The sequence below is a fragment of the Variovorax paradoxus genome (genome assembly GCF_030811855.1).
GTDB lineage: Bacteria > Pseudomonadota > Gammaproteobacteria > Burkholderiales > Burkholderiaceae_C > Variovorax > Variovorax paradoxus_L.
The window spans coordinates 1-19766 of record NZ_JAUSRN010000016.1 but is presented as its reverse complement, the minus strand read 5'-3'; the positions used below and the strand labels follow the sequence as shown (position 1 = coordinate 19766).

16 protein-coding genes and 1 pseudogene are annotated in these 19766 nt (G+C 63.4%); 8 read left to right on the top strand and 9 right to left on the bottom strand.

Annotated elements, in window-relative coordinates; genetic code table 11:
* Positions 1-9: 9 nt before the first annotated feature.
* On the bottom strand, positions 10-2982 hold the full coding sequence (locus J2X92_RS24405) for a bifunctional diguanylate cyclase/phosphodiesterase (RefSeq protein ID WP_307579571.1): 2973 nt from the start codon (positions 2980-2982) through the stop codon (positions 10-12).
* Positions 2979-4070 (bottom strand): TRAP transporter substrate-binding protein, encoded by a 1092-nt coding sequence (locus tag J2X92_RS24400; protein WP_307579570.1) that lies wholly within the window; start codon positions 4068-4070, stop codon positions 2979-2981. The genes J2X92_RS24405 and J2X92_RS24400 overlap by 4 nt, the downstream gene beginning before the upstream one ends.
* A gap of 184 nt (positions 4071-4254) precedes the next feature.
* Between J2X92_RS24400 and J2X92_RS24395 the strand changes: the two genes are divergently transcribed.
* Positions 4255-5163 (top strand): LysR family transcriptional regulator, encoded by a 909-nt coding sequence (locus J2X92_RS24395; RefSeq protein WP_307579569.1) that lies wholly within the window; start codon positions 4255-4257, stop codon positions 5161-5163.
* 83 nt (positions 5164-5246) lie between these two features.
* Here J2X92_RS24395 and J2X92_RS24390 read toward each other — a convergent pair whose 3' ends face one another.
* Positions 5247-5624 (bottom strand): HU family DNA-binding protein, encoded by a 378-nt coding sequence (locus tag J2X92_RS24390; RefSeq protein ID WP_028258556.1) that lies wholly within the window; start codon positions 5622-5624, stop codon positions 5247-5249.
* A gap of 155 nt (positions 5625-5779) precedes the next feature.
* Entirely contained in the window at positions 5780-6694 is a 915-nt protein-coding gene (locus tag J2X92_RS24385; protein ID WP_307579568.1) for a LysR family transcriptional regulator, read from the bottom strand.
* Between the two features lie 186 nt (positions 6695-6880).
* Here J2X92_RS24385 and J2X92_RS24380 point away from each other — a divergent pair, with 186 nt between their 5' ends.
* The 3 genes and pseudogenes from J2X92_RS24380 to J2X92_RS24370 form a co-directional block, all read left to right on the top strand.
* Complete coding sequence (locus tag J2X92_RS24380; RefSeq protein WP_307579567.1) at positions 6881-7864, top strand: Bug family tripartite tricarboxylate transporter substrate binding protein; 984 nt, start codon at positions 6881-6883, stop codon at positions 7862-7864.
* A gap of 118 nt (positions 7865-7982) precedes the next feature.
* Entirely contained in the window at positions 7983-9509 is a 1527-nt protein-coding gene (locus J2X92_RS24375; RefSeq protein WP_307579565.1) for an amidase, read from the top strand.
* 127 nt (positions 9510-9636) lie between these two features.
* Positions 9637-10167: pseudogene (locus J2X92_RS24370) on the top strand (HAD-IC family P-type ATPase); the annotation flags it as partial.
* 14 nt (positions 10168-10181) lie between these two features.
* Here the strand turns inward: J2X92_RS24370 and J2X92_RS24365 are convergent.
* A complete protein-coding gene (locus J2X92_RS24365) occupies positions 10182-11501 on the bottom strand; it encodes a beta strand repeat-containing protein (protein ID WP_307579563.1) in 1320 nt (439 codons plus the stop codon).
* A gap of 347 nt (positions 11502-11848) precedes the next feature.
* Between J2X92_RS24365 and J2X92_RS24360 the strand changes: the two genes are divergently transcribed.
* Entirely contained in the window at positions 11849-14071 is a 2223-nt protein-coding gene (locus J2X92_RS24360; protein ID WP_307579561.1) for a tetratricopeptide repeat protein, read from the top strand.
* Between the two features lie 60 nt (positions 14072-14131).
* Here the strand turns inward: J2X92_RS24360 and J2X92_RS24355 are convergent, their stop codons facing one another.
* Entirely contained in the window at positions 14132-14908 is a 777-nt protein-coding gene (locus J2X92_RS24355) for a glycosyltransferase family 2 protein (RefSeq protein ID WP_307579559.1), read from the bottom strand.
* A 286-nt stretch (positions 14909-15194) separates the two neighbouring features.
* Between J2X92_RS24355 and J2X92_RS24350 the strand changes: the two genes are divergently transcribed.
* The 3 genes from J2X92_RS24350 (at position 15195) to J2X92_RS24340 (ending at position 16719) form a co-directional block, all read left to right on the top strand.
* Complete coding sequence (locus tag J2X92_RS24350) at positions 15195-15368, top strand: hypothetical protein (RefSeq protein ID WP_254787612.1); 174 nt, start codon at positions 15195-15197, stop codon at positions 15366-15368.
* Between the two features lie 34 nt (positions 15369-15402).
* Positions 15403-16008: an ORF6N domain-containing protein gene (locus J2X92_RS24345; protein ID WP_307579557.1), complete on the top strand. Its 606-nt coding sequence runs from the start codon at positions 15403-15405 to the stop codon at positions 16006-16008.
* A gap of 165 nt (positions 16009-16173) precedes the next feature.
* Positions 16174-16719 (top strand): DUF4291 domain-containing protein, encoded by a 546-nt coding sequence (locus J2X92_RS24340; protein ID WP_307579555.1) that lies wholly within the window; start codon positions 16174-16176, stop codon positions 16717-16719.
* Here the strand turns inward: J2X92_RS24340 and J2X92_RS24335 are convergent.
* The 3 genes from J2X92_RS24335 to J2X92_RS24325 form a co-directional block, all read right to left on the bottom strand.
* On the bottom strand, positions 16712-17194 hold the full coding sequence (locus J2X92_RS24335; RefSeq protein ID WP_307579554.1) for a hypothetical protein: 483 nt from the start codon (positions 17192-17194) through the stop codon (positions 16712-16714). The two genes, J2X92_RS24340 and J2X92_RS24335, sit on opposite strands and share 8 nt — an antisense overlap.
* 11 nt (positions 17195-17205) lie before the next feature.
* Complete coding sequence (locus J2X92_RS24330; protein WP_307579553.1) at positions 17206-18060, bottom strand: hypothetical protein; 855 nt, start codon at positions 18058-18060, stop codon at positions 17206-17208.
* Positions 18012-19766, bottom strand: a 1755-nt coding sequence (locus tag J2X92_RS24325; RefSeq protein WP_307579551.1) for a LysM peptidoglycan-binding domain-containing protein, incomplete at its 5' end; no start/stop codon positions are given. The genes J2X92_RS24325 and J2X92_RS24330, both read right to left, overlap by 49 nt.

Below are 19766 nucleotides of genomic sequence, written 5' to 3'. Positions count from 1 at the left end.
GACATGCATTCAGTCGGCCATCGCGACGTCCAGCTGCGCTTCGAACTGCTCGATCGGCACTGGCCTGCTGAACAGGTAGCCTTGGCACAGCATGGCCCCGTGCGCCTGGAGAAACTCGAACTGCTGTTGCGTTTCGACGCCCTCTGCCACGATCTCGAGGTCCAGGTTGTGCGCCATGCCGATGATGGCCTGGATGATCAGCTCGACCTTCGGATCGATGCCGATGTTCTGCACGAAGAACTTGTCGACCTTGATCTGGTTCAGCGGCAGCTGCGTCATGTAGGAAAGCGACGAATAGCCGGTGCCGAAGTCGTCCATCGAAAAGTGGATGCCCATGGCCGCGAGGGACTGCATCTTGCCGATGGTTTCGGTCACCTTGTCCTGCAGCAGGCTTTCGGTGAGCTCCAGCTTCAGCCGCGTCGGGTCTGCGCCGGTTCTTCGGATCACATCGCGGATTCGATCCACGAAATCGTCGCTTCGGAACTGGCGCGCGCTGACGTTGACGGCGAGCTGCAGGTGCCGCCGCCTCGGGTCATGGCTCCAGCGCTCGAGCTGCACGCAGGCGGTTTCGAGCACCCACATGCCGATCGGCACGATCAGCCCGGTTTCTTCGGCCAGCTCGATGAAGCCTCCGGGCTGCACCATGCCCTTTTCCGGATGCTGCCAGCGAATGAGGACCTCGGCGCCTACGATGTGGCCTTCCGACGTGACCTGGCTTTGGTAGTGCAGCAAGAACTGCCCGCCTTCCAGCGCCGCGTGCATTTCGCTCTCCAGCGTGGCACGGGCCGTGATGGCCGTCTGCATTGCAGTCTCGAAGAACCGCAGCGCGTTGCCACCCGCCGACTTGGCGTAGTACATGGCGATGTCCGCCTGCTTCAGCAGGTCTTCCAGCGATTGATGCGTGGCGTTGAAGACCACGGCACCGATGCTGCAGGTGCTGTGGTACTGATGATTGTCCAGCTGGAACGACTGGTTCAGCCCCGTGAGGATGGCCTCGCCGCTGGCATTGGTCTGCATGGCGGCAATGGCTGGATCTTCGCTGAGGTTCTCGAGCAGCACCACGAATTCGTCGCCGCCGAGCCGCGCCACAGTGCTGCCTTCGCCCAGGCTGCCCTGGAGCCGCACGGCCACCTGCTTCAGCAGCTCGTCGCCCACAGCGTGGCCGAGCGCATCGTTCAGTGTCTTGAAGTCGTCCAGGTCGAGAAACAGCAAGGCACCGTGCCGCGAGCGCCGGATGTTGGAGTCGATGCTGGCTTGCAGGCGATGAAGCAGCAGCCGGCGGTTGGGCAGGCCCGTGAGGATGTCGTAGAAGGCGAGGTGCTCGATCTCGCGGGCCGCGAGCTTGCTGTCCGTGATGTTGCGCAGGATGACGATGAAGCGAGCGTCCGCACCTTCGCCAACCGCCATGCGCGACACCGAAATCTCGAACCAGAGCGCGCCCTTGGGACCCCGGCTTTCGAACTGCCTGCCGGACGAGAAACCGAACTCGAACGCATCGCGCAGCGCCACCATCACCTCGGCGGCGGCGTTGGTTGGCAACAGCTCGGACATCAGCTTGCCGACCGGCTCGCGCACCTTGATGGAGGACCTGGGGCGGCGCGGCGAATGGAAGCGGTAGCACCGGCCATCGATGCCGGCCTCGAGCAGCACGTCGGGCAGGGCGTCCAGCGTGGCCTGCAACTGTGCCTTGCCTTCGAGGATGTCCGCCAGATGGCGCCGCTTCTCGGTCACGTCGCGGTAGACGCACACCAGCCCGCCGTCCGGCGTGGGACTTTTCACCGCGAGGATCACCTGGCCGTTCGGCAAGGTGAGTTCCTGCTCGTTCTGCGCTTGCAGGTGACGCACGTTCTGATCGTCGATCTGCTGGAACGTTGCCCGCGGCGAAAGCAATGTCTCGGTCCAGGGAAAGTAATCGACGAAGCGGCGGTTCCACGTGACGATGCGGCCCTCTGGATCGAGCAGCACGAAGCCGTCGGCCATCGATTCGAGGGCCTGGTCCAGCGTGGCCTTGGAGCGGAGCAGGTCGCCGCGAGCGCTCCACTGCCGGCGCAGCTGCAGATGGGCGAAGTAGCTCACGGCCAGGATCATCAGCGTGAAGGCCAGTGCCGTGCCCAGGATCAGATCGCGCTCCCTGCGCCAATCTTCCAGTGCAACCTCGAGCGGAATGCCTGCGACGATCAGCAGGTTCCGGTAAAGCGTGGGGCGGGCCACGATGATGGCGGGAGTGCCGCTCAGCCGCGCATCCATCCTGAGCGGACGCCCGTCGCTGACCGGATCCGTCATCACCGGGCGAATGACCCGTCCGGCAAGATCGTCGCGCGGCGGCATGCTGGCCAGGAGCGGCCCCGCCTCTCGCTCCAGCGTGACCTCGAGCCCCTTGATGCTCGCGCCCTGCGCAAGAATGGTGGTGAGCATCGACACTTGCACTTCAGCCACCGCCACCAGCCGGCTGCCGTCGGCGAGCCGGAGCACACGACCGAAGTACAGCACCTGCTGCGATGTGGCGAGGCTGACCGAAGGCGCGCTGATCGACAGCAATGCCCCCGGCCGGTTCAAGAGCTCTTTCAGGAAGCCGTCGGGCAGCTGTACCGCCAGCCCTGCGCCTCGGCGGTCGGAAGACCCGACGACCCTGCCGTCCGGATTCAGGAAGGCAAGGTAACGCACCAGCAGGCTCTGCCGCACGGTGGTCTCGAACAATTGCGCAGTGTCGGCTTGCCCAATATCGTCCGCAACGCTGGCTTCCGTGGATTTACGCAGGAACTGCCCCATGCCCGCGAGCAGCATGTCCACGGCCAAGAGGCTTCGGTTGAGCGCGGCTTCCGAGGCGCCGACGAAGCGCTTGGCCTCGCTCTCGCTTTCGGCGATGGCCTTCTGGTAGGTCTGCCACATCGTGAGGGCGGCAATCGACAGGACGGCGCCGAGAAACAGCGCCGCAACCCCATAAACGAAGGCGGTGATGCGGCGGGGCAGTTGCGTGTTCACTGTCCGACGGGAGCCTTGATGCCCACCACGGGGCCCGCGGTCTGGTTCCAGACCTCCGCGCACACCGCGCCGCACCGCTGTACCCATCGTGTCAATACGCTCGAGGCGAAGATTTCGCGCCTGCGGCGGTCGTCATCCGCCGAAGGACGTGCCTCCACCATGGCGCCCTTGGTGCCCTTCACGCATGTAGCAGCACCTGTGTTGCACGCAATGCCGTTGCCGGTGTCGCGCTCCGATTCGGCCCAGACTGCGGCCTCCAGCTTTGGAAGCTCGGTTTTCAACAGGAGCTTCAAGTCCGGGGGAAGTGCGTTCCATGCGTCGGTGTTGGCGCCGAACACGGCAATACCCCAGCTGATGGGCATCGTGTAGAGGGAACCGGTGATCTTGTGCAGGCCGAGCGTGTTGCCGGACATGGCACCCGTGATTGCGCACTCGGTGTTTTCCGAGTTCATGTTGGCCATGATTTCGGCGAATTCGGTGAACACCGGGACCCCCTTCAGGGCCCGGACGAAGTCGGCTTGCGTGCTGCCCGAAACGCGGATGCGCCGCCCCGCCATGTCCGAGAGCTGCTTCACGGGCTGCTTGCAGAAGATCACCTGGGCCGGATACACGTACACCGCAAGGACTTCGACGCCATGGCGCTCGCGCAGCGTTTTCTCAAGATAGGGCCTGAAAGCGCCGATCACCCGGCGCAGCGTCGGCATGTCAGGGTTCAGGCCGGCGATGTCCGGGGTACCCAGTTCAGGGTACTCATTGCTGATCTGCGTCAGAAGCGCAGTGCCGAAGGGGATAACGCCCAGGCGCATGAGGTTGAGCATTTCCGGACCGGGTACGCCGGCCTGGTTGAAGGGGACAATGCTCGCGCTGTATTTGCCGCCGCTCAAACGGGCCAGGTCCTTGCTCCAGAAGGGCTCCTCTTGAAGCGTGTACTGACTCACGCTGGCAAGACCGCCCACCACCCGCAGCCGTTGCACAGGCACGGACTGCTGAGCCTCGCTGTTCGTCGCTGCGAAAGCCAGAAAAAGAGCGGCAACCTGCGCCATCCACAGGACGCGTTGCCGAGCGGGAGATGCTTCGCCGGACTTCATGGCCCGGATCATGATGCCGAATTGCGCTTCAAGTCACAAATTTTTTACAGAAAACCACGTTTCCAGCATCCTGCGCGGCAATGTCGGCAAGGGCCCGTTGCGTCCACGGCACAGGAATACTATCCCCAGAGCCGACGGACCCGATTTTCCGGAACTGCGGACCATTTCATTCATTTTCCAACCGATGCCAGCGCCCGATTTGTCCAGCCGCCAATTGCGCGCGTTCACCGCCTTGGCCGAGCAGCGCAACTTCACCCGGGCGGCAGAGACCTGCCATCTGTCGCAGCCGGCGTTCAGCGCGCTGATCCGGGCGCTGGAAGAGACGCTTGGCGCCCGCCTGTTCGACCGCGACACGCGCAGCGTGCAGCTCACGCCCGAGGGGCGGCTGTTCGAGCCTTCCGCGCGGCGCCTGCTGGACGACATGCAGGGCGCCATCGGCGACCTTGCCGACCACACCCAGCGGCGCAAGGGCCGCGTGAGCGTGGCAGCACTGCCCTCGCTCGCGGCCGGCTGGCTGCCGGCCATCTTGGCGGAATTCATGCAGGCCTGGCCCGGCATCACCGTCGAGCTGCATGATGCACTGTCGGACGCCTGCATCGCCCAGTTGCGCAGCCACCAGGCAGACTTTGCCCTGGCGGCCACGGGCGCCGGCGCGGCCGCGGCCAGCGATCTGCGCGGACGCAAGCTTTGCGACGACCGCTTTCACCTGGTGTGTCGCAAGGACCATGCGCTGGCCGCCGTGCCCCGGCTCACGGCCAAACAGCTCGCGCCCTGGCCCTTCATCCAGATGGCGCGCAACAGCAGCGTGCGCCAGTCGCTCGATGTCGCACTGCATCCGCTTCGGCTCAATGCGGTGTTCGAAGTGGAGCACCTGGCCACCGTCATGGGCCTGGTGGAGGCGGGCATCGGCATCAGCGTGGTGCCGGAGCTCACGCTCTTTCACTTCCGGCGCGACACCCTGGCGACCCGGCCGTTGCCGCTGCCCGGCCTGACGCGGACCATCTACCTGGTGCAGCGGCGAGAAGGGAGCCTTTCCGTCGCGGCGCAGACGTTGCACGACCTGATCCTTGCGCGGCTGGGCACACTCAACTGAAGCCCTGAAAAAGAAAACGGCCCCGAAGGGCCGTCGTCGCAGCGGCAGCCTTGCAGCTGCCGCCAACTTGCGCATTGCGCGATTTACTTCTTGGCCTTCTTGGCGGGAGCGGCGGCCTTCTTGGCCGGCGCTGCCTTCTTGGCGACGGGCTTGGCGGCTGCCTTGTCGGCCTTGCGCTTTGCAGCCTTGGGGTCGATGGCGGCCTTGAATGCGGCGCCCGGCACAAACTTGGGCACCTTCTGCGCGGCGATCTTGATCTTGGCGCCAGCCTGGGGGTTGAAGCCGGTGCGCGCGGCGCGGGCCACTTGCTTGAAGGTGCCGAAGCCGATGAGTTGCACGGGGTCGCCCTTCTTCACTGCGGCAATGATGGAGCCGGTGACGGTTTCCAGGATGCGTGCGGCTTCAGCCTTGCTGACGGTGTGGGCGGTGGCGATCTTTTCGACCAGTTCGATACGGTTCACTTGAAAGTTTCCTTAGGATTGTTCTCGTCATGTTGCCAATGACGGCGCAGCGGCTGAGGCCGTCTGCAAGCGGCGCGGAGTGTAGCGCACGCGGCGTGCCTCTTAAATTTGCGAGCGCTTTTGCGGCTTCGCCAAGTCGCTTGTGCGGAGTGCTTTCAGGCCGCTTCCTTGATGGCATCCGTCAGAAACCGCACGAAGGCTTTCCCCGCGTCGGGCAACGAACGGCCCGCCAGTGTCTCGACCTCCAGATGGCGCTCGTTCATTTCGCGGTCCTTGAGCGGAATGGCGACCAGCGCCTTGGACTTCAGCAGCGTGCGAATCGACAGCTCACCGTAGAACGCGATGATGCCGCGCCCCGCCGCGGCAAAACTCACCAGTGCATTCGCATGGTTGCTGGACATGGCCTGCATGTAGCGCAACCCTTGCCGGCTGCAGCTGATGTCGAGCAGTTGGCGGATGGAGCTGTCCTGCGGCGGCAGGCCTAGCGGGTAGCCCACCACTTGGCGCAGGGAGAGCTGGCGCTGCGCCGCAAGTGGGTGGTCGTTGGCCATCACCGCGAGGATCGGGCTCGGGTGGCGCAGCTCGATCTTGATGCCCGGCTCGGGCAGCGCGCTCAAAGTGATGCCGACGTCCGCGTCGCCGTCGCGGATGCGGCCTGGAATCTCGCTCGGCGAGCAGACTTCCAGATGGAAACGGATGCCCTCGTGCTTGCTGCGAAAGCGCGAGATCAGCGTCGGAAGGAAATCGAAGGCGAAGCCTTCTGTGCTTGCCACCCGCACACGCCCACTGCGCAGGCCGCGCAAGCCCTCGATGTCGCTCGCAACCCGCTCGATGTCCTGCTGCACCCGCTTGGCATGCGCCGCCAGCAGTTCGCCGGCCGCATTGGGCACCATGCCGCGCGCATGGCGCTCGAACAGCAAGGTGTCGAGCTCGCGCTCCAGACGCGCCACCTGCCGGCTCACCGCCGACGGCGCCACGTTGAGCTTGGTCGCGGCTTCCTTGACGGAGCCGGTTCTGACGACCTCCAGAAAGTACCGGACCGCCGTCTCCTGAAGTGCGTGAAGCGACATGGATGCTCCTTCGCGATCGTTGCTCGAAACCGCAACGCGTCGATTGCCGAAACGGCAATCCACAATTCTAAACATTGCGCTTGTGGCAGCGGCTTGCGACTCCTACGATGAGACTGCCTCCCCCGCCTCGCGCTTTCGCAGTCCCGCCTTTTATTGCAGCGTCCCGCCCCCTCAGGAGAACTCTTCATGAAACGCCTTCCCGCTTTCGCCCGCATGGTGCTGATGTCCTGCCTGGCACTGTCGTCCCTGGCAGCGGTTGCCGCGGACACCGCATTTCCCACGCGTCCGGTCACGCTGGTGATTCCTTTTCCACCCGGCGGCGCCACCGACGTGAACGGGCGCGTGATTGCCCAGCGCCTGGGCAAGGAACTCGGCCAGCCCATCGTCATTGAGAACCGTGCCGGCGCCGGCACGGTGATCGGAGCAAGCTATGTCTCCAAGGCGGCGCCAGACGGCTACACGCTGCTGGTCAGCTCGGGCACCACGTTCACCGTTAACCCGGCCATCCGATCGAATCTTCCCTACGACCCGGTCAAGAGCTTCGACCAGATCGGCCTTGTCGGACGCGTCGGCCTCATCCTGCTCGCGAACAGCGAGGTGCCGGTGAAGACGGTCAAGGAGTTCGTCGACTACGTGAAGGCATCGCCCGGCAAGTATTCGTACGCCTCGTACGGCACCGGCACCACGTCCCAGTTCGCGGGAGAAACCATCCTCCACACCGCCGGCCTCAAGATGACGCACGTGCCCTACAAGGGCAGCGCCCCGGCCATGACGGACCTGATGGGCGGCCAGGTTCCGTTCAGCATCGACACGGTGAGCGCCGCCATCCCCCAGCTCAAGAGCGGCAAGATCAAGGCCATTGCGGTGACCACGGCCAAGCGCTCCACCCTGTTGCCCGACGTGCCCACCTTGGCCGAAAGCGGCTACCCCGACATCAACATGGACAGCTGGCTGGTGGTGTCTGCACCGAAGGGCCTGCCTGCCGATGTGAAGGCCAAGCTCGAGAAGGCGCTGGCTGCAACCATTGCCGACCCCGACACGCGTGCCAAGCTGACCGCGCAGGGCCTGGAGCCTGCTTACAGCAATTCGGCCGCCGTGAGCGAGCTGATCAGCAAGGAACTGCCATTGATGCGCGCCATTGCTGCGCGCGCCAACATCACCTCCGACTAGATGATGAACGCCCCCCGAAGCGCCTTCGGCGCCTCCCCCCACGGGGGGCGCACCCGGCGGCCGGGCAAAGCCCGTTCCGCGGGTGCACTGGACTGGGCCTGATGAAACAACAACCGACATGAGCACTCACAACGAATTGGTCGAAAAATCCGCGGTCGAACTGCGGCGCCTCATCGGCAGCAAGGCAGTTTCACCGGTCGATCTGCTGGAGGCCTGCATTGCGCAGATCGAGCGGGTGAACCCCTTCGTCAATGCCGTGACAGCGACCTGCTTCGACCGCGCGCGAACCGAAGCCAAGACGGCCGAGGCGGCCGTCATGCGCGGCGACTCGCTGGGCCTGCTGCACGGTCTCCCGCTCGGCGTGAAAGACCTGGAACCCACGGAAGGCCTGCTCACCACCTGGGGCTCCGCGATCTTCCGCGACCACGTGCCCAGCGAAGACATCGAACTGGTGGCCCGCCTGCGCAGGGCCGGTGCCATCGTCGCTGGCAAGACCAACGTTCCCGAGATGGGCGCCGGCGCCAACTCGCGCAACGACGTGTGGGGCGCCACCGGCAATCCGTTCAACCCCAACCTGAATGCCGGTGGCTCCTCGGGCGGCTCGGCGGCGGCACTGGCGTGCGACATGCTGCCCGTGTGCACCGGCTCCGACACCGGCGGCTCGCTGCGCATTCCGGCTGCCAAATGCGGCGTGGTCGGCTTTCGGCCTTCGCCGGGCGTCGTGCCCAGCGTGCGAAAGCTGCTGGGCTGGACACCTATCTCCGTTGTCGGCCCCATGGGTCGCACCGTGGAAGACGCCTGCCTGCAGATGGCGGCCTCCGCGGGCATGCACGCCGGCGATCCGCTGAGCTATCCGCTGGACCCGCTGTCTTTCTTGAAGCCCGCCGACCTCGACCTGAGCAAGCTGCGCGTGGCGTGGACCGAAGACTTCGGTGTCTGCGCTGTGGACGACAACATCCGCGCCACGATGCGCCGCAAGGTCGGCGCCATGCGGCACTTGTTCAAGTCTTGCGACGAAGTGACGCTCGACCTGGGCGAAGCGCACCGCTGCTTCGACGTGCTGCGCGCCGAAGCCTTCGTGGCCGGCATGCATGCGGCCTACGAAAAGGACCCCGCCAGCCTCGGGCCCAACTCCCGCGCCAACTACGAGATGGGCGCGCAGATGAGCCTGCTCGACAGCGCCTGGGCGCAGGCCGAGCAGACCCGGCTCATCAAGCGCTTTCAGTCAACCTTTGCCGACTACGACCTGATTCTTTCGCCCACCACGCCGGTGTCGCCGTTCCCGTGGACGCAGCTCTACGCGGACACCATCAATGGCGAGAAGCAGGAGAACTACTACCGCTGGCTCGCGCTGACGTATGTCGTGACGCTGACGACGCATCCCGCGCTCTCATTGCCCTGCGGCGTCGACCATGCAGGCATGCCGTTCGGGCTGCAGATAGTGGGCGGGTTCCGGACCGACCATCAGGTGCTGGGCGCGGCGCATGCGATGGAGATGGCATTCGCATCTGACGCGCAGTTGCGCCGCCCACGGCCCGACCTCGCGACTTTGCGCATGGCCGAACCCGCGCTCACTTCCATCGTCAAGACGCCGCCGGGCACCGGCAGCAGCGGCGCCTCGGCCGTCACCACCTCCGCCGTCTGAGAAGGCCCGCCGGCCAGAAGCCTTGCCGGGCTTGACCTTGACACGGCGTCAACCTGGAAACTGGAGCTGCGCTCTGCACGGAGCGCCTCATCTTCCCGTTTTCTCGTTGGAGAGCTCGAATGGTTCGGGCATGCGCGTGATCATGGCCACCGGCGACGGGCTGACCACGGCCCGCGCCGTCGCCGCCCGGCTGGGCATCGACGAGGTGCACGGCGAAGTCAAGCCCGCCGACAAGCTCGCGCTGGTGGACAAGCTGCAGCGGGAGGGACGCATCGTCGCCATGGCCGGCGACGGCATCAACGATGCGCCCGCGCTCGCCAAGGCTGACGTGGGCGTCGCGATGGGCACCGGCACCGACGTGGCCATGAACAGCGCGCAGGTCACACTCGTCAAGGGCGACCTGCGCGGCATCGCGCAGGCGCGCATCGTCTCCGAACAGACTATCGCCAACATGAAGCAGAACCTGGGCGTCGCTTTCGTCTACAACGCGCTCGGCGTCCCCCTGGCCGCCGGCGTGCTGTACCCATTCGCGGGATGGCTGCTGTCCCCGATGATCGCGGCGCTGGCGATGAGCCTGAGTTCGGCGTCTGTGATCACGAATGCGCTGCGGTTGAGGGCAGCGAGGGGTGACCGAGAATCGCGAGGAAGCCGATCATGAAATCCCTTGACCCGCTACCAGGCGTACATACCGCCAGCGCCAACAGTTGTCTTGCCGCCGCCGCTCGTACCCACAGAAAATTTCAACTGGAGCTGTTCGGAGACACGCGCAGCCACACCGATGGCGAGGGCCGATTGGCCGTCGTAATTGCCCACGCCTACTCCTATTCCGAACTTTTGCTCACGCTGGAGAGCGGGCATTGATGCGGTAGCAGTGGCCGATGCGATGCCGCCACTGGAGATCTTGCGGTTGCTTGCGGTTTGGGCCTGCATCTGCTGATTCGTCAGCGACTGCGCTGCGTTGATGTTGGCCTGGTTGGCATTGACCAACGCCTGGTTGTTGTTGATCGCGGCCTGATTGGCGTTCGCCGTCGCTTGGGCCGAACTCACTTGGTAAAGCTGGCTGCCATTGACCGCGTCCGTGCTCGAACTGCTGACGGTGCCAGGCGCAACGCCAGTGATTTTCTGGTTGCTGTTGTCAATGCCGTTGGTCGTCGTGGCGCCAGACACAGCGAGTGTGCCGCCCACGTTCGCATTCCCAGTTGTGGACAACGACGTCGTTGCAATGTTGCCTGTGTTCACGATGCCATTGGTGGTTGTGGCGCCGGACACCGCAAGCGTGCCGCCGACGGTCGCATTGCCAGTTGTGGACAAGGACGTCGTAGCGATGTGGCCCGTGTTCGCGATTCCATTGGTGGTAGTGGCACCGCTGACGTTCAGCGTCGTCGTCGCGATATTTCCTGCATTGACGATGCCATTTGTCGAGGTGCTTCCCAGTAGCGTGTTGGTGCCGGCGACCCCATCGGTCAGCAACCCCGTAGCGAGATTGCTGCTCGCATCGAAAGAACCCGTCTGCGTCGTGTCCAAGCCGGGGCCAAACAAGGTGCGGGTTCCGTTGTATTGACGGCCAGTGCCGGTTTCGAATGTGCCACCCGCAGCGGCGTTGTCGACTGCAACATAGCCGGAATTCACGGTCGAAGTGGCGTTGGTGCGCAACAGGCTAGCGCCGACGGGCCCCAGAAAAACGCCGGAACCCGCCGCCGTCGCGTCGAAACTCGTCGGCGTTTGCGTCACGGCCGAGGCGTTCGTGCCGTCGGTCACGAGGGTCTGCGCCGCCGTAGGCGTGAGCGTGAGTGCTGAGAACTCCGTGGCCGAACTGGCGATGGCGCCGAACACCGGGCTACCGGTCGAAGGGTCCAATGTCGTACCGGTCGAACCATAGACCGCCGTTCCAGCGCCGTCGACCACGACGGCGCCTGCACCTTGGGCCCAAGCACCGGGCAGCGCGCACGTAAAGGCGATCACGGCCGCGATTTTGGTAAGCGATAAATTCAAAACTTTCTCCCTTGGGGAACCTGCATCGGAGCCCCGTTGATGTTTTTTGTAGGATATCCAAGGACCTTCGTGCGAAGGAGTCCTGAATGCGTCACAGACTTTGATCTGAACAATTTGCGTGCAGGGACGGGCCCTCGATAAGGGCGTCATCAATGTATGCAATTGAACCGGTCGAACGTTTGCGTCGGCAATATAGAGCGAGGCGTTCTGCCTCAGAGCGGGCGCGACGATATTTGACAATTGAAGGGCCCGATTTGTGGAAAAGTGCACCGTCTCAGTGGCGCAAAAGGGGAGGGAGAATCGGGTGAGCGCCGTTCTAGGCGCGTGCAACCATTCAGGGAGATTCGATGGAGAGTGCGACCAAAGAGATCGATCGTGAATTCGACGCGATGTTGCGCATTCACCAGGAGGGCCTGCTGGATCAAGCGGAAGCCGGCTATCAGGAAATCCTGCGCCGCGCACCGCGCCATCACCAGAGCCTTGGAATGCTTGGCATCTTGGGCATTCAGCGAAGCCATCTCGACGACGCGTTGCGGTACGCCGATCTCGCGATTGCCATCGAACCGCGCATTTCAAATACGCATGCAACCCGCGGCAATGCCTTGCACGGATTGAAGCGCCATGAAGAAGCGATAGAGGCTTATCAAGTGGCGCTGCTACTGGACCCCGGCGCGCATGACGTTCTTACAAATCTCGCGAATGCTCTCAATCGGCAGGGCCACTTCGAGCGGGCAATGCAGTGCTATGACCGCGCATTGGCAATCTGCCCGACCTCCATCGACACGCATTACAACCGAGGGGTGGCGCTGTTCGAGAAAGGACGGCATGCCGAAGCGCTGGTCGATTTTGATGCCGTGCTGGCAAGGTCGAGCGATGACCCCGATGCCCAGTGCAGACGCATTTACGCGCTATGCGGCTTGCATTTGCATCAGGAGGCCCTGGCCGAAAGCAACAAGGCAATCGCTCGCCGCGCTTCGTCGGTGGACGCCTGGAGAGCGCACGGCCATGTGCTTCTTGGGATGGGAAATTCGCCCAAGGCCGTGCAAGCGTTTGAACGCGTGATCGCTCTCGGCGCGCTATCGCCGCGCAGTTGCGGGGAAGACCACTTCCTTGCCGCGCGCTCGCTCGTCGTAGGGAACCGGCATGACGAAGCGCTCCTTCATCTTGAAAAGGCCCTCGACTCCGATCCGGTGCCAGCCTACGCCGCGGGAGACCATTTCCTTGCGATGGCGCAGTTGGTGCGCTGGCGCGACTTCGACAGCGCCAAGGCCCGTCTGTGTGAAGCCGTCATGCGGGGAGAACCAACCGCATCCCCGTTTGTCATGGCGGTCGGATGCGATGACCTTGAAGTGATCCGACAGGCGGGAGCGACGTTCATGGCGCATTTTTTCCCAGATGCCGAGCCTTTGCCGCTGCCCGAACGCAGTCCCCACGAAAGGATTCGCCTGGGGTATTTTTCTGCGGACTTTCATGCGCACGCGACCACGTTGCTGATCGCTGAGCTTCTTGAAAAGCATGACAACTCGAAGTTCGAGGTGTTTCTTTTTTCCTTCGGACCGTCGGCTCCAGATGACATGACCAAGCGTCTGACACAGTCGATAGATCATTTTTTCGACGTCTCCCAGGAGTCGGATAGCGCTGTTTGCGCCTTGTCCCGCAAGCTGGAAATCGACCTAGCAATCGACTTGAAAGGCTACACACAAAACTGCCGCCCACGCATATTTACCGAACGTGCCGCACCCGTGCAGGTCAACTACCTGGGCTATCCCGCAAGCATGGGGACCACATGTATCGACTACATCGTGGGCGATGCGATTGTGACGCCGCCGGAACACGCGCGTTTCTATGCCGAACAAATCGTCACCCTGCCTCACTGCTATCAACCAAACGCCTCGGGCTTGCGTTCGATCGCGCCTCTGCAGGTTGACAAGGCAACTGCCAGAAATGCAGCCGGCCTTCCTGCAAACGGATTCGTCTTCTGTTGCTTCAACAACACCTACAAGATCACCCCAGCCGTCTTTGCGGTCTGGATGCGAATTCTCCATGCGGTCCCCGACAGCGTTCTATGGCTGTACAGGCCGGACAGCGGGACAGAACCTCGCCTGCGGCAGGAAGCGTTGAATCTCGGCATTTCGCCTGAGCGCCTTGTTTTTGCGCCACGGCAACCCCTGCCTGATCACCTCAGCCGGCATGCGCTGGCTGATTTGTTCCTGGACACGTTTCCTTGCAATGCGCATACCACGGGGAGCGACGCTCTCTGGGCAGGCCTTCCCTTGCTCACTTGCCTCGGAACAACGTTTGCCAGCCGCGTTGCCGCCAGCCTGCTCCATGCCGTCGGGTTGCCGGAGATGGTGATGCCCACTCTCGAAGCGTATGCGACGAGGGCCATCGAGTTGGCCGCAGATCCTATGGAGCTCCAGGGCCAAAGGGAGCATCTACACCAGGCAAGGACGAGTGCACCATTGTTCGATATAGAGCGGTACCGATCTGGTATCGAAGCCGCGTATCAGATGATGATGGAGCGCCACATGCGACGTGAGCCACCGATCCCGCTCGTCGTCCCTGCATGATCGCGCGGCAGTTGCACGGCTCGCCGTGAGTGCTGCCCTCCCGCCCGCAAGACATCGCCGTTACAGCGCCATATGGGCTCGCGAGATGGCACCGATATCCCCGATGTGGTCGTAATTGCCGCCGTGCGTCACGCGGAACCATGGAACGCCCCACACTCGCCCACCCGCGCGGCGCACCTTGTGGCAAAAAGAGATGTCTTCCGAGGTATGGAAGCCGTTGACCACGGTCTCTTCAAAAAACACATTCAGTTCGATTTGCTGCGATCCCATCCTGACGCGCTGAACCCCGTGCGCCATCAGGTGTTCTAGAGCGGAGCGACTTATCAGCATGACGCCCGTCCCGATCGCCTCGACTTCCACAGGACGATCTTCGAACACATCCTCCATCCGTCCCGATAGCGGCTTGAACATGCCGTCGAACGACCCGGCCAGCGTGGCCAGACCCTCACTTGCCAGTTGAGGCTGCATGCGTGCTGCCGCCATCACACGCTCCCAGTTCAAGCGCTTGCGGGGACAGATGGCCGCAACAACGTCGTGAGGCTCCAGCGACTCACTGGCTGCCAACATGCGCATCAAATCCTCCGGCGGAAAGGCCATATCCGCGTCGATGAACAACAGATGAGACAGGCGATCATCACGCAAGAATTCGTCGACAAGCAAATTCCGCGCGACCGCGATCACACTCGAACTCGACGACCACAGCAGCCGGCACCCGATCCCCCCGTTCATTGCCGCCGCCTGAATGCCGAACAGCGTGTTCGCATAGCTCATTAGCACCGTGTTGTTGTATGCCGGAGTGGCGATGCCCAGATTGACGATTTTTCTTGCGTTCGGCATCGTGCCTACCTTGGATGAATGAGAGACGGAGTGTTCGCCAGAGTATGCCAAGGGGCAAGTACAAGGGCGGCTTTTCGAGTAACTTGCTCGGGCGAGATGACGGGTGTCTAGCTGTGAAGCATCAAGGAATTTATTTCTTGACAGTCGAGTCTGGACATAAGCGCGACTCCGCCAATCTGGAAGTAGCGCTGGCTGTCTTGCTCCGGCGCGGCCACCAGCTGGGTGCTCAGGGTCTCCGTCAATGCATCCGCACTTCGCGTGAAACGCTTAGGGCCGGGCTAAACTGATGGGCCAGAACACGCAGCCGGCCGCTGCCGGCACCACGCGGCGCGGTACCACCAGGCGCGGGCCGGTGTCGCGGCTGCACCAGCAAATCGATGCGGTGGAGCAACTGCCAAAGACCAAGCAGCAGTTCGTCTCGCAGATGCTGGAGACGGTTCTGGCGCAGGCCAGCCACTGAAGAACAAAGACCGGAAGACAAGACCAGGGAACGCATGGCGACAACAACGACAAGAACAGCCGGCGCGCTGCTGCCGCGCATCGAGGGGCGCATCCAGCTGCTGCGCGGCCTGAAGGTGATGATCGACGCCGATCTGGCCGAGCTCTATGGCGTGCCGACCAAGGCGCTGAACCAGGCCGTCAAGCGCAACGCGGGGCGCTTTCCGTCGGACTTCATGTTCCAGCTGGACGCGGCCGAGAAGGCCGAGGTGGTCACAAACTGTGACCACCTCTCGAAGCTGAAGTTTTCCAGATCGCTGCCGTTTGCTTTCACGGAGTTCGGGGCGGTGGCGCTGGCCAATATCCTGGCCTCAAGCCAGGCCGTCGAGATGGGCATCTACGTGGTGCGCGCGTTCGTGCGGCTGCGCCAGGCGGCGAGCCTGCATGAGGACCCGGCCAAGCGGCTGGCCGAGATCGAGGAGAAGACGGAGCGGCTGGAATTGAGCCACGACACCTTCAGCCGCAACACGCGCAATCAGCTGAGGCAGCTCTTCGAGGCGGTCAGGGAACTGACGATGCCACCGGAGTCGCCCAAGCGGCCGATCGGGTTCGTGACGCCCGAGGAGAAGAAGGCGACCAAGGGCAAGGCGCGCACGGGCTGACAGACGACACACCGATGACGCGCCCAGGGTGGTCGCAGCTTGCGACCACAGAACCCCGGCACTCGGCGGCCAAGGGGTTGGGCGAGGCATTTATTTTTTTAGCTGCTACTGAACAGGCATGCACGCATGAAGACCGACGCAATTCCCCACAACCAAATCCGCGCCATGTACGACGCCGACACCATTCGGGTCTATCAGGCGTACAGCGATGCGATTGCCGACTCTGCTCTGGCGCATGGCCGCTTCATCTCGCCACCGTTCAAGCTGGAGCGCATGACGTGGATCAAGCCTTCTTTCCTCTGGATGATGTACCGCGCCGGCTGGGGGTTGAAGGACGAAGGCCAGAAGCGCATTCTGGCGATCGACATCACGCGCGAGGGCTTCGAGTGGGCTTTGGCCCATAGCTGTCCGAGCCACTCGCCAGCAGGCATGTCGATGGATGCCTACGCCGAGCTCAAGCAGCGCCGCCCGGTGCGGGTGCAATGGGATCCGGAGCGCGATTTGCATTTGCAGCCATTGGAGCATCGGGCCATTCAGATTGGCCTGAGCAAGGAGGCTGTGCGGCTCTACGTGAACCAGTGGACGCGCAGGATCACGGAAGTGACGGCGACGGCCCATGAAGTGCGCGCGCTGGTGCAGCAAGGGCAGCTCCAAGAAGCTGCCAACAAGCTACCGGTGGAGCAGGCCTACCCCGGTCAGCAGGCTACTTGACGGGCTCCAGGGAGACGGCCATTTCGAGCACGATGTCTGAATAATTCACGCCGCCATCTTGGGCGGGCTGGCGCTTTGACTCATCGAGCGCGTAGACGATTTCGACCCGATGACCGACGCGAAACAGTGCACGACTGGCCTTGTCGTTGGCGTAAATACTTTCATCGTAGGTTGCACCATCCTCCAGCAGCAACTCAAAGGAGTTGTGGTCGCCCGGCTCATCCTGCCCAGCGAAATACGTGCTGCGAATGATGCCTTGCACAAACCGCAAGGGCATTCTTCGTTGCTCTATATTGGCCCACCATTCGGGCGATCCAAAGAGTCCCAGCGTGCCCTTGAGGCCCATGCGTGGCTTGGCAGCATTCAGGGTCAAGGCTTGCGCCAAGGCGATCCGACCGGGGTCTGCCTTCAGTTCCTCTGAGAGCAGGTACACGCGCTTCATGGGAACGCCGGATTGATCGAACTGTAAAAACATTGGTCTTCCCTTTAGCGAACGAGCTCAAAGTCAACGATGCCACGATTGAAAGTCGTGATGCCAGGGCCTTGGCCCAATTGCGTGGTCATCTGCCCGCCTTCGACCTTGAAGCGCGTGTTGGTTTGCATCCAGCTGTCGTTGCGCTCGGCCAAGCTCAAAGCCTTCGCTGCCGGTGGGTTGGCTGCAATGCCTATTTCTTGCAACGCGGCCGAGGTGCCCGGCGTGGTGGCGAAGCGGACGGTCACGCTGTTGTTGTTGGTGTATTTTGAAGAATAGGCCAAGTTGGGCGAGATGGAGGTTTCGGTTGTTGGACGCAGTTCACCAAAGTCTCGCAGATACCTGTAGTCCTCTCTCGACATCGACCGATACATGATCTCATTCCCATGCGCATCGAACTCCAGCACCGTGCTCAGTGGATTAGCAGACCGGGTCGCAGGCACGCCGATGTCACCCGCTACGCGCATTTCAACCGCATCCTGGGCCGCAGCAGCCAGCCTCAACTCGGCCTTGGCCCCATTCCAGGCTGACCGGACCCCTCCGACCATCGCCATACTGACTTCCTTACCGACGATACCGACAGGCGCCACGTCTAGTCCAATCATGGCCGCAGACCCGACCGTGGCGAGGGCCGATCTCCTCTCGCCATCGGTCGGGTTCGAGAACACCACGCGAGCAGCGGCCACCCAGCCTTCTTTGCTTGTTGCAGCTCCAACCATCCGTGCATTTGCCGCATACAAATCACCCAGCGTCTGTGTCGATGCTGGAGGCATAAAGCGGTTCGTGCTGTCCGCAAAGCCATCCGCGCGCTCGGCCGCATTCAACGAGTTGGCACCATCGCTGTAGTAGTTCTTCGCCCACTGTTGCATCGCCGGACTGTCCTTGGACCGCGCCAGGAGGCGCGCCGAATCGTCTCCTGTGTCGACGCCGTCTGTCCAATGCCCAGGGACAACTCTTCCGTCGACCATCTCGTTGGATACCCACTTGTACGGTGACGGTGGCAATGGCGTGCCGATCGCGCTCCCCTGATTGATCGACCCTTCCGTCGCACTCCTGACTTCATCGATGAAGCCGCGCCCGTCGCTGCGAATGCTCTCGGCCGGCCCAAACACACCGAAGCCCACACGCGGCACGCCATCGGCACCCATGCTGCTCCGCGTTCCACCCGACTCGGGTCTATTAGCCAAATCGAGCATGCGATCGATGTTCTGATCACGGCCGCTGCCCGAACCCATGCCGCTGTAGCCCGAACCCGCTGCGATCTGCACGCCAGCGTACCGGTTGCCGTCACCGGGCTGACCGAATGCCCCCACGATTTGGTCGTAGTAAGGCTGCGTCTGCCGCTGCAGCGCGGCGTTGTCGCTCTCGATGTCCATCCCGTTGCGGTAATCCGCGGCCCGACGCCTTGCGCCTGCTGCCCATTCGCCGCTGCGATGGATTCCCCCAACGCATTGCCAAAGGCATCAGTCGCGACCTGCTGAATCGCCACCTTGCCCCCGCGCATCACCGCAGCCGCCGTGCCCGCGACCAGGCCCGTCGCAAGTCGCGCCGCGAAGGCGCTGCCTGCGTTGTTGCCGAACGCTTCGCCGAACGCCTTGCCGATGGCCGGGCCTGCCGCCGCGCCCACACCCGCACCGACTGCGGATGCAGCGACCGACTTCCAGCTGAATTTGTCCTGCAAGCCGGTGACCACTGCGATACCTTGCGTCAAGGTGCTGCTCACGGCACCACGAATCGCCCCATCGAGGAAGACATTGCCCGTATCTGGGAGCAACCCGGCCCCGCCCAGGCCGGCCGTGACACCGCCGCCGATGGCCCCCAGCGCCACGCCCTTCCAACTGAAGCTGTCCTGCGCGCCGATCGCTATTCCGACCGCCTGGCTCGCGATGGAGCCAACGGCACCGCCAATGGCCCCCGCCGCGATGAGCGTGCCCGTCCCGGCGGTCGCCAGTGTGGCGCCCATGGCAGCGAGCGCCGCTCCTGCGGTAAAGACTGCAGCCACCACGGCGACCACCACCATGATGATCTGGCCGACGGCCCCGCAGCCGCCATCCTCGGCCTGCGGCGTCGCCATCATGGTCGGCGAGTCGCTGGCAATCTTTGACGGGTCGTACGGCCTGAAGGTGCTCGCGTTGTCCGCACTCCCCACCCTGGTCGGAATCCTGAGCACCTGCCCGGTGCGCAGGTCCGCATCGCTGCTCAGCCCGTTCGCATCCGCGATCAGGTACCACAGGCTCGCATCCCCGTACGCCCCCTTGGCGATGCTCTGCAGGGTGTCGCCCGTGGCCACCGCATAGGTGCCGGGGCTGCCCGCGGGGTAGTTGCCGTCGATGGGCTGGTAGCCGAAGCTGAAGTCGCTCTGGGCGCTGAAGAGCGGGCCGTTCTGCGCCAGCGCCGTGCCCTCGAAGCGGGTGTCCGCGAGCAGGCCGTAGCGCCCCAGCACCTCGCCGTTGACCACCAGCTGGCGCTGGCCGTTGGCGTGCACCTGGGGCGTGCCCTCGTAGGCGTAGTAGGCGTACAGGGCGTTGCCGTTCGCGTCGTTCACGAAGTTGTGCGTGCGCAGGGTCGGATGGGT

What these genes read in the sequence shown, in the direction of transcription:
- J2X92_RS24400 (WP_307579570.1), bottom strand. Translation starts at nt 4,070, where the DNA reads ATGAAGTCCGGCGAAGCATCTCCCGCTCGGCAACGCGTCCTGTGGATG.
- J2X92_RS24395 (WP_307579569.1), top strand. Translation starts at nt 4,255, where the DNA reads ATGCCAGCGCCCGATTTGTCCAGCCGCCAATTGCGCGCGTTCACCGCC.
- J2X92_RS24385 (WP_307579568.1), bottom strand. Translation starts at nt 6,694, where the DNA reads ATGTCGCTTCACGCACTTCAGGAGACGGCGGTCCGGTACTTTCTGGAG.
- J2X92_RS24380 (WP_307579567.1), top strand. Translation starts at nt 6,881, where the DNA reads ATGAAACGCCTTCCCGCTTTCGCCCGCATGGTGCTGATGTCCTGCCTG.
- J2X92_RS24375 (WP_307579565.1), top strand. Translation starts at nt 7,983, where the DNA reads ATGAGCACTCACAACGAATTGGTCGAAAAATCCGCGGTCGAACTGCGG.
- J2X92_RS24360 (WP_307579561.1), top strand. Translation starts at nt 11,849, where the DNA reads ATGGAGAGTGCGACCAAAGAGATCGATCGTGAATTCGACGCGATGTTG.
- J2X92_RS24355 (WP_307579559.1), bottom strand. Translation starts at nt 14,908, where the DNA reads ATGCCGAACGCAAGAAAAATCGTCAATCTGGGCATCGCCACTCCGGCA.
- J2X92_RS24350 (WP_254787612.1), top strand. Translation starts at nt 15,195, where the DNA reads ATGGGCCAGAACACGCAGCCGGCCGCTGCCGGCACCACGCGGCGCGGT.
- J2X92_RS24345 (WP_307579557.1), top strand. Translation starts at nt 15,403, where the DNA reads ATGGCGACAACAACGACAAGAACAGCCGGCGCGCTGCTGCCGCGCATC.
- J2X92_RS24340 (WP_307579555.1), top strand. Translation starts at nt 16,174, where the DNA reads ATGTACGACGCCGACACCATTCGGGTCTATCAGGCGTACAGCGATGCG.
- J2X92_RS24335 (WP_307579554.1), bottom strand. Translation starts at nt 17,194, where the DNA reads ATGTTTTTACAGTTCGATCAATCCGGCGTTCCCATGAAGCGCGTGTAC.
- J2X92_RS24330 (WP_307579553.1), bottom strand. Translation starts at nt 18,060, where the DNA reads ATGCAACAGTGGGCGAAGAACTACTACAGCGATGGTGCCAACTCGTTG.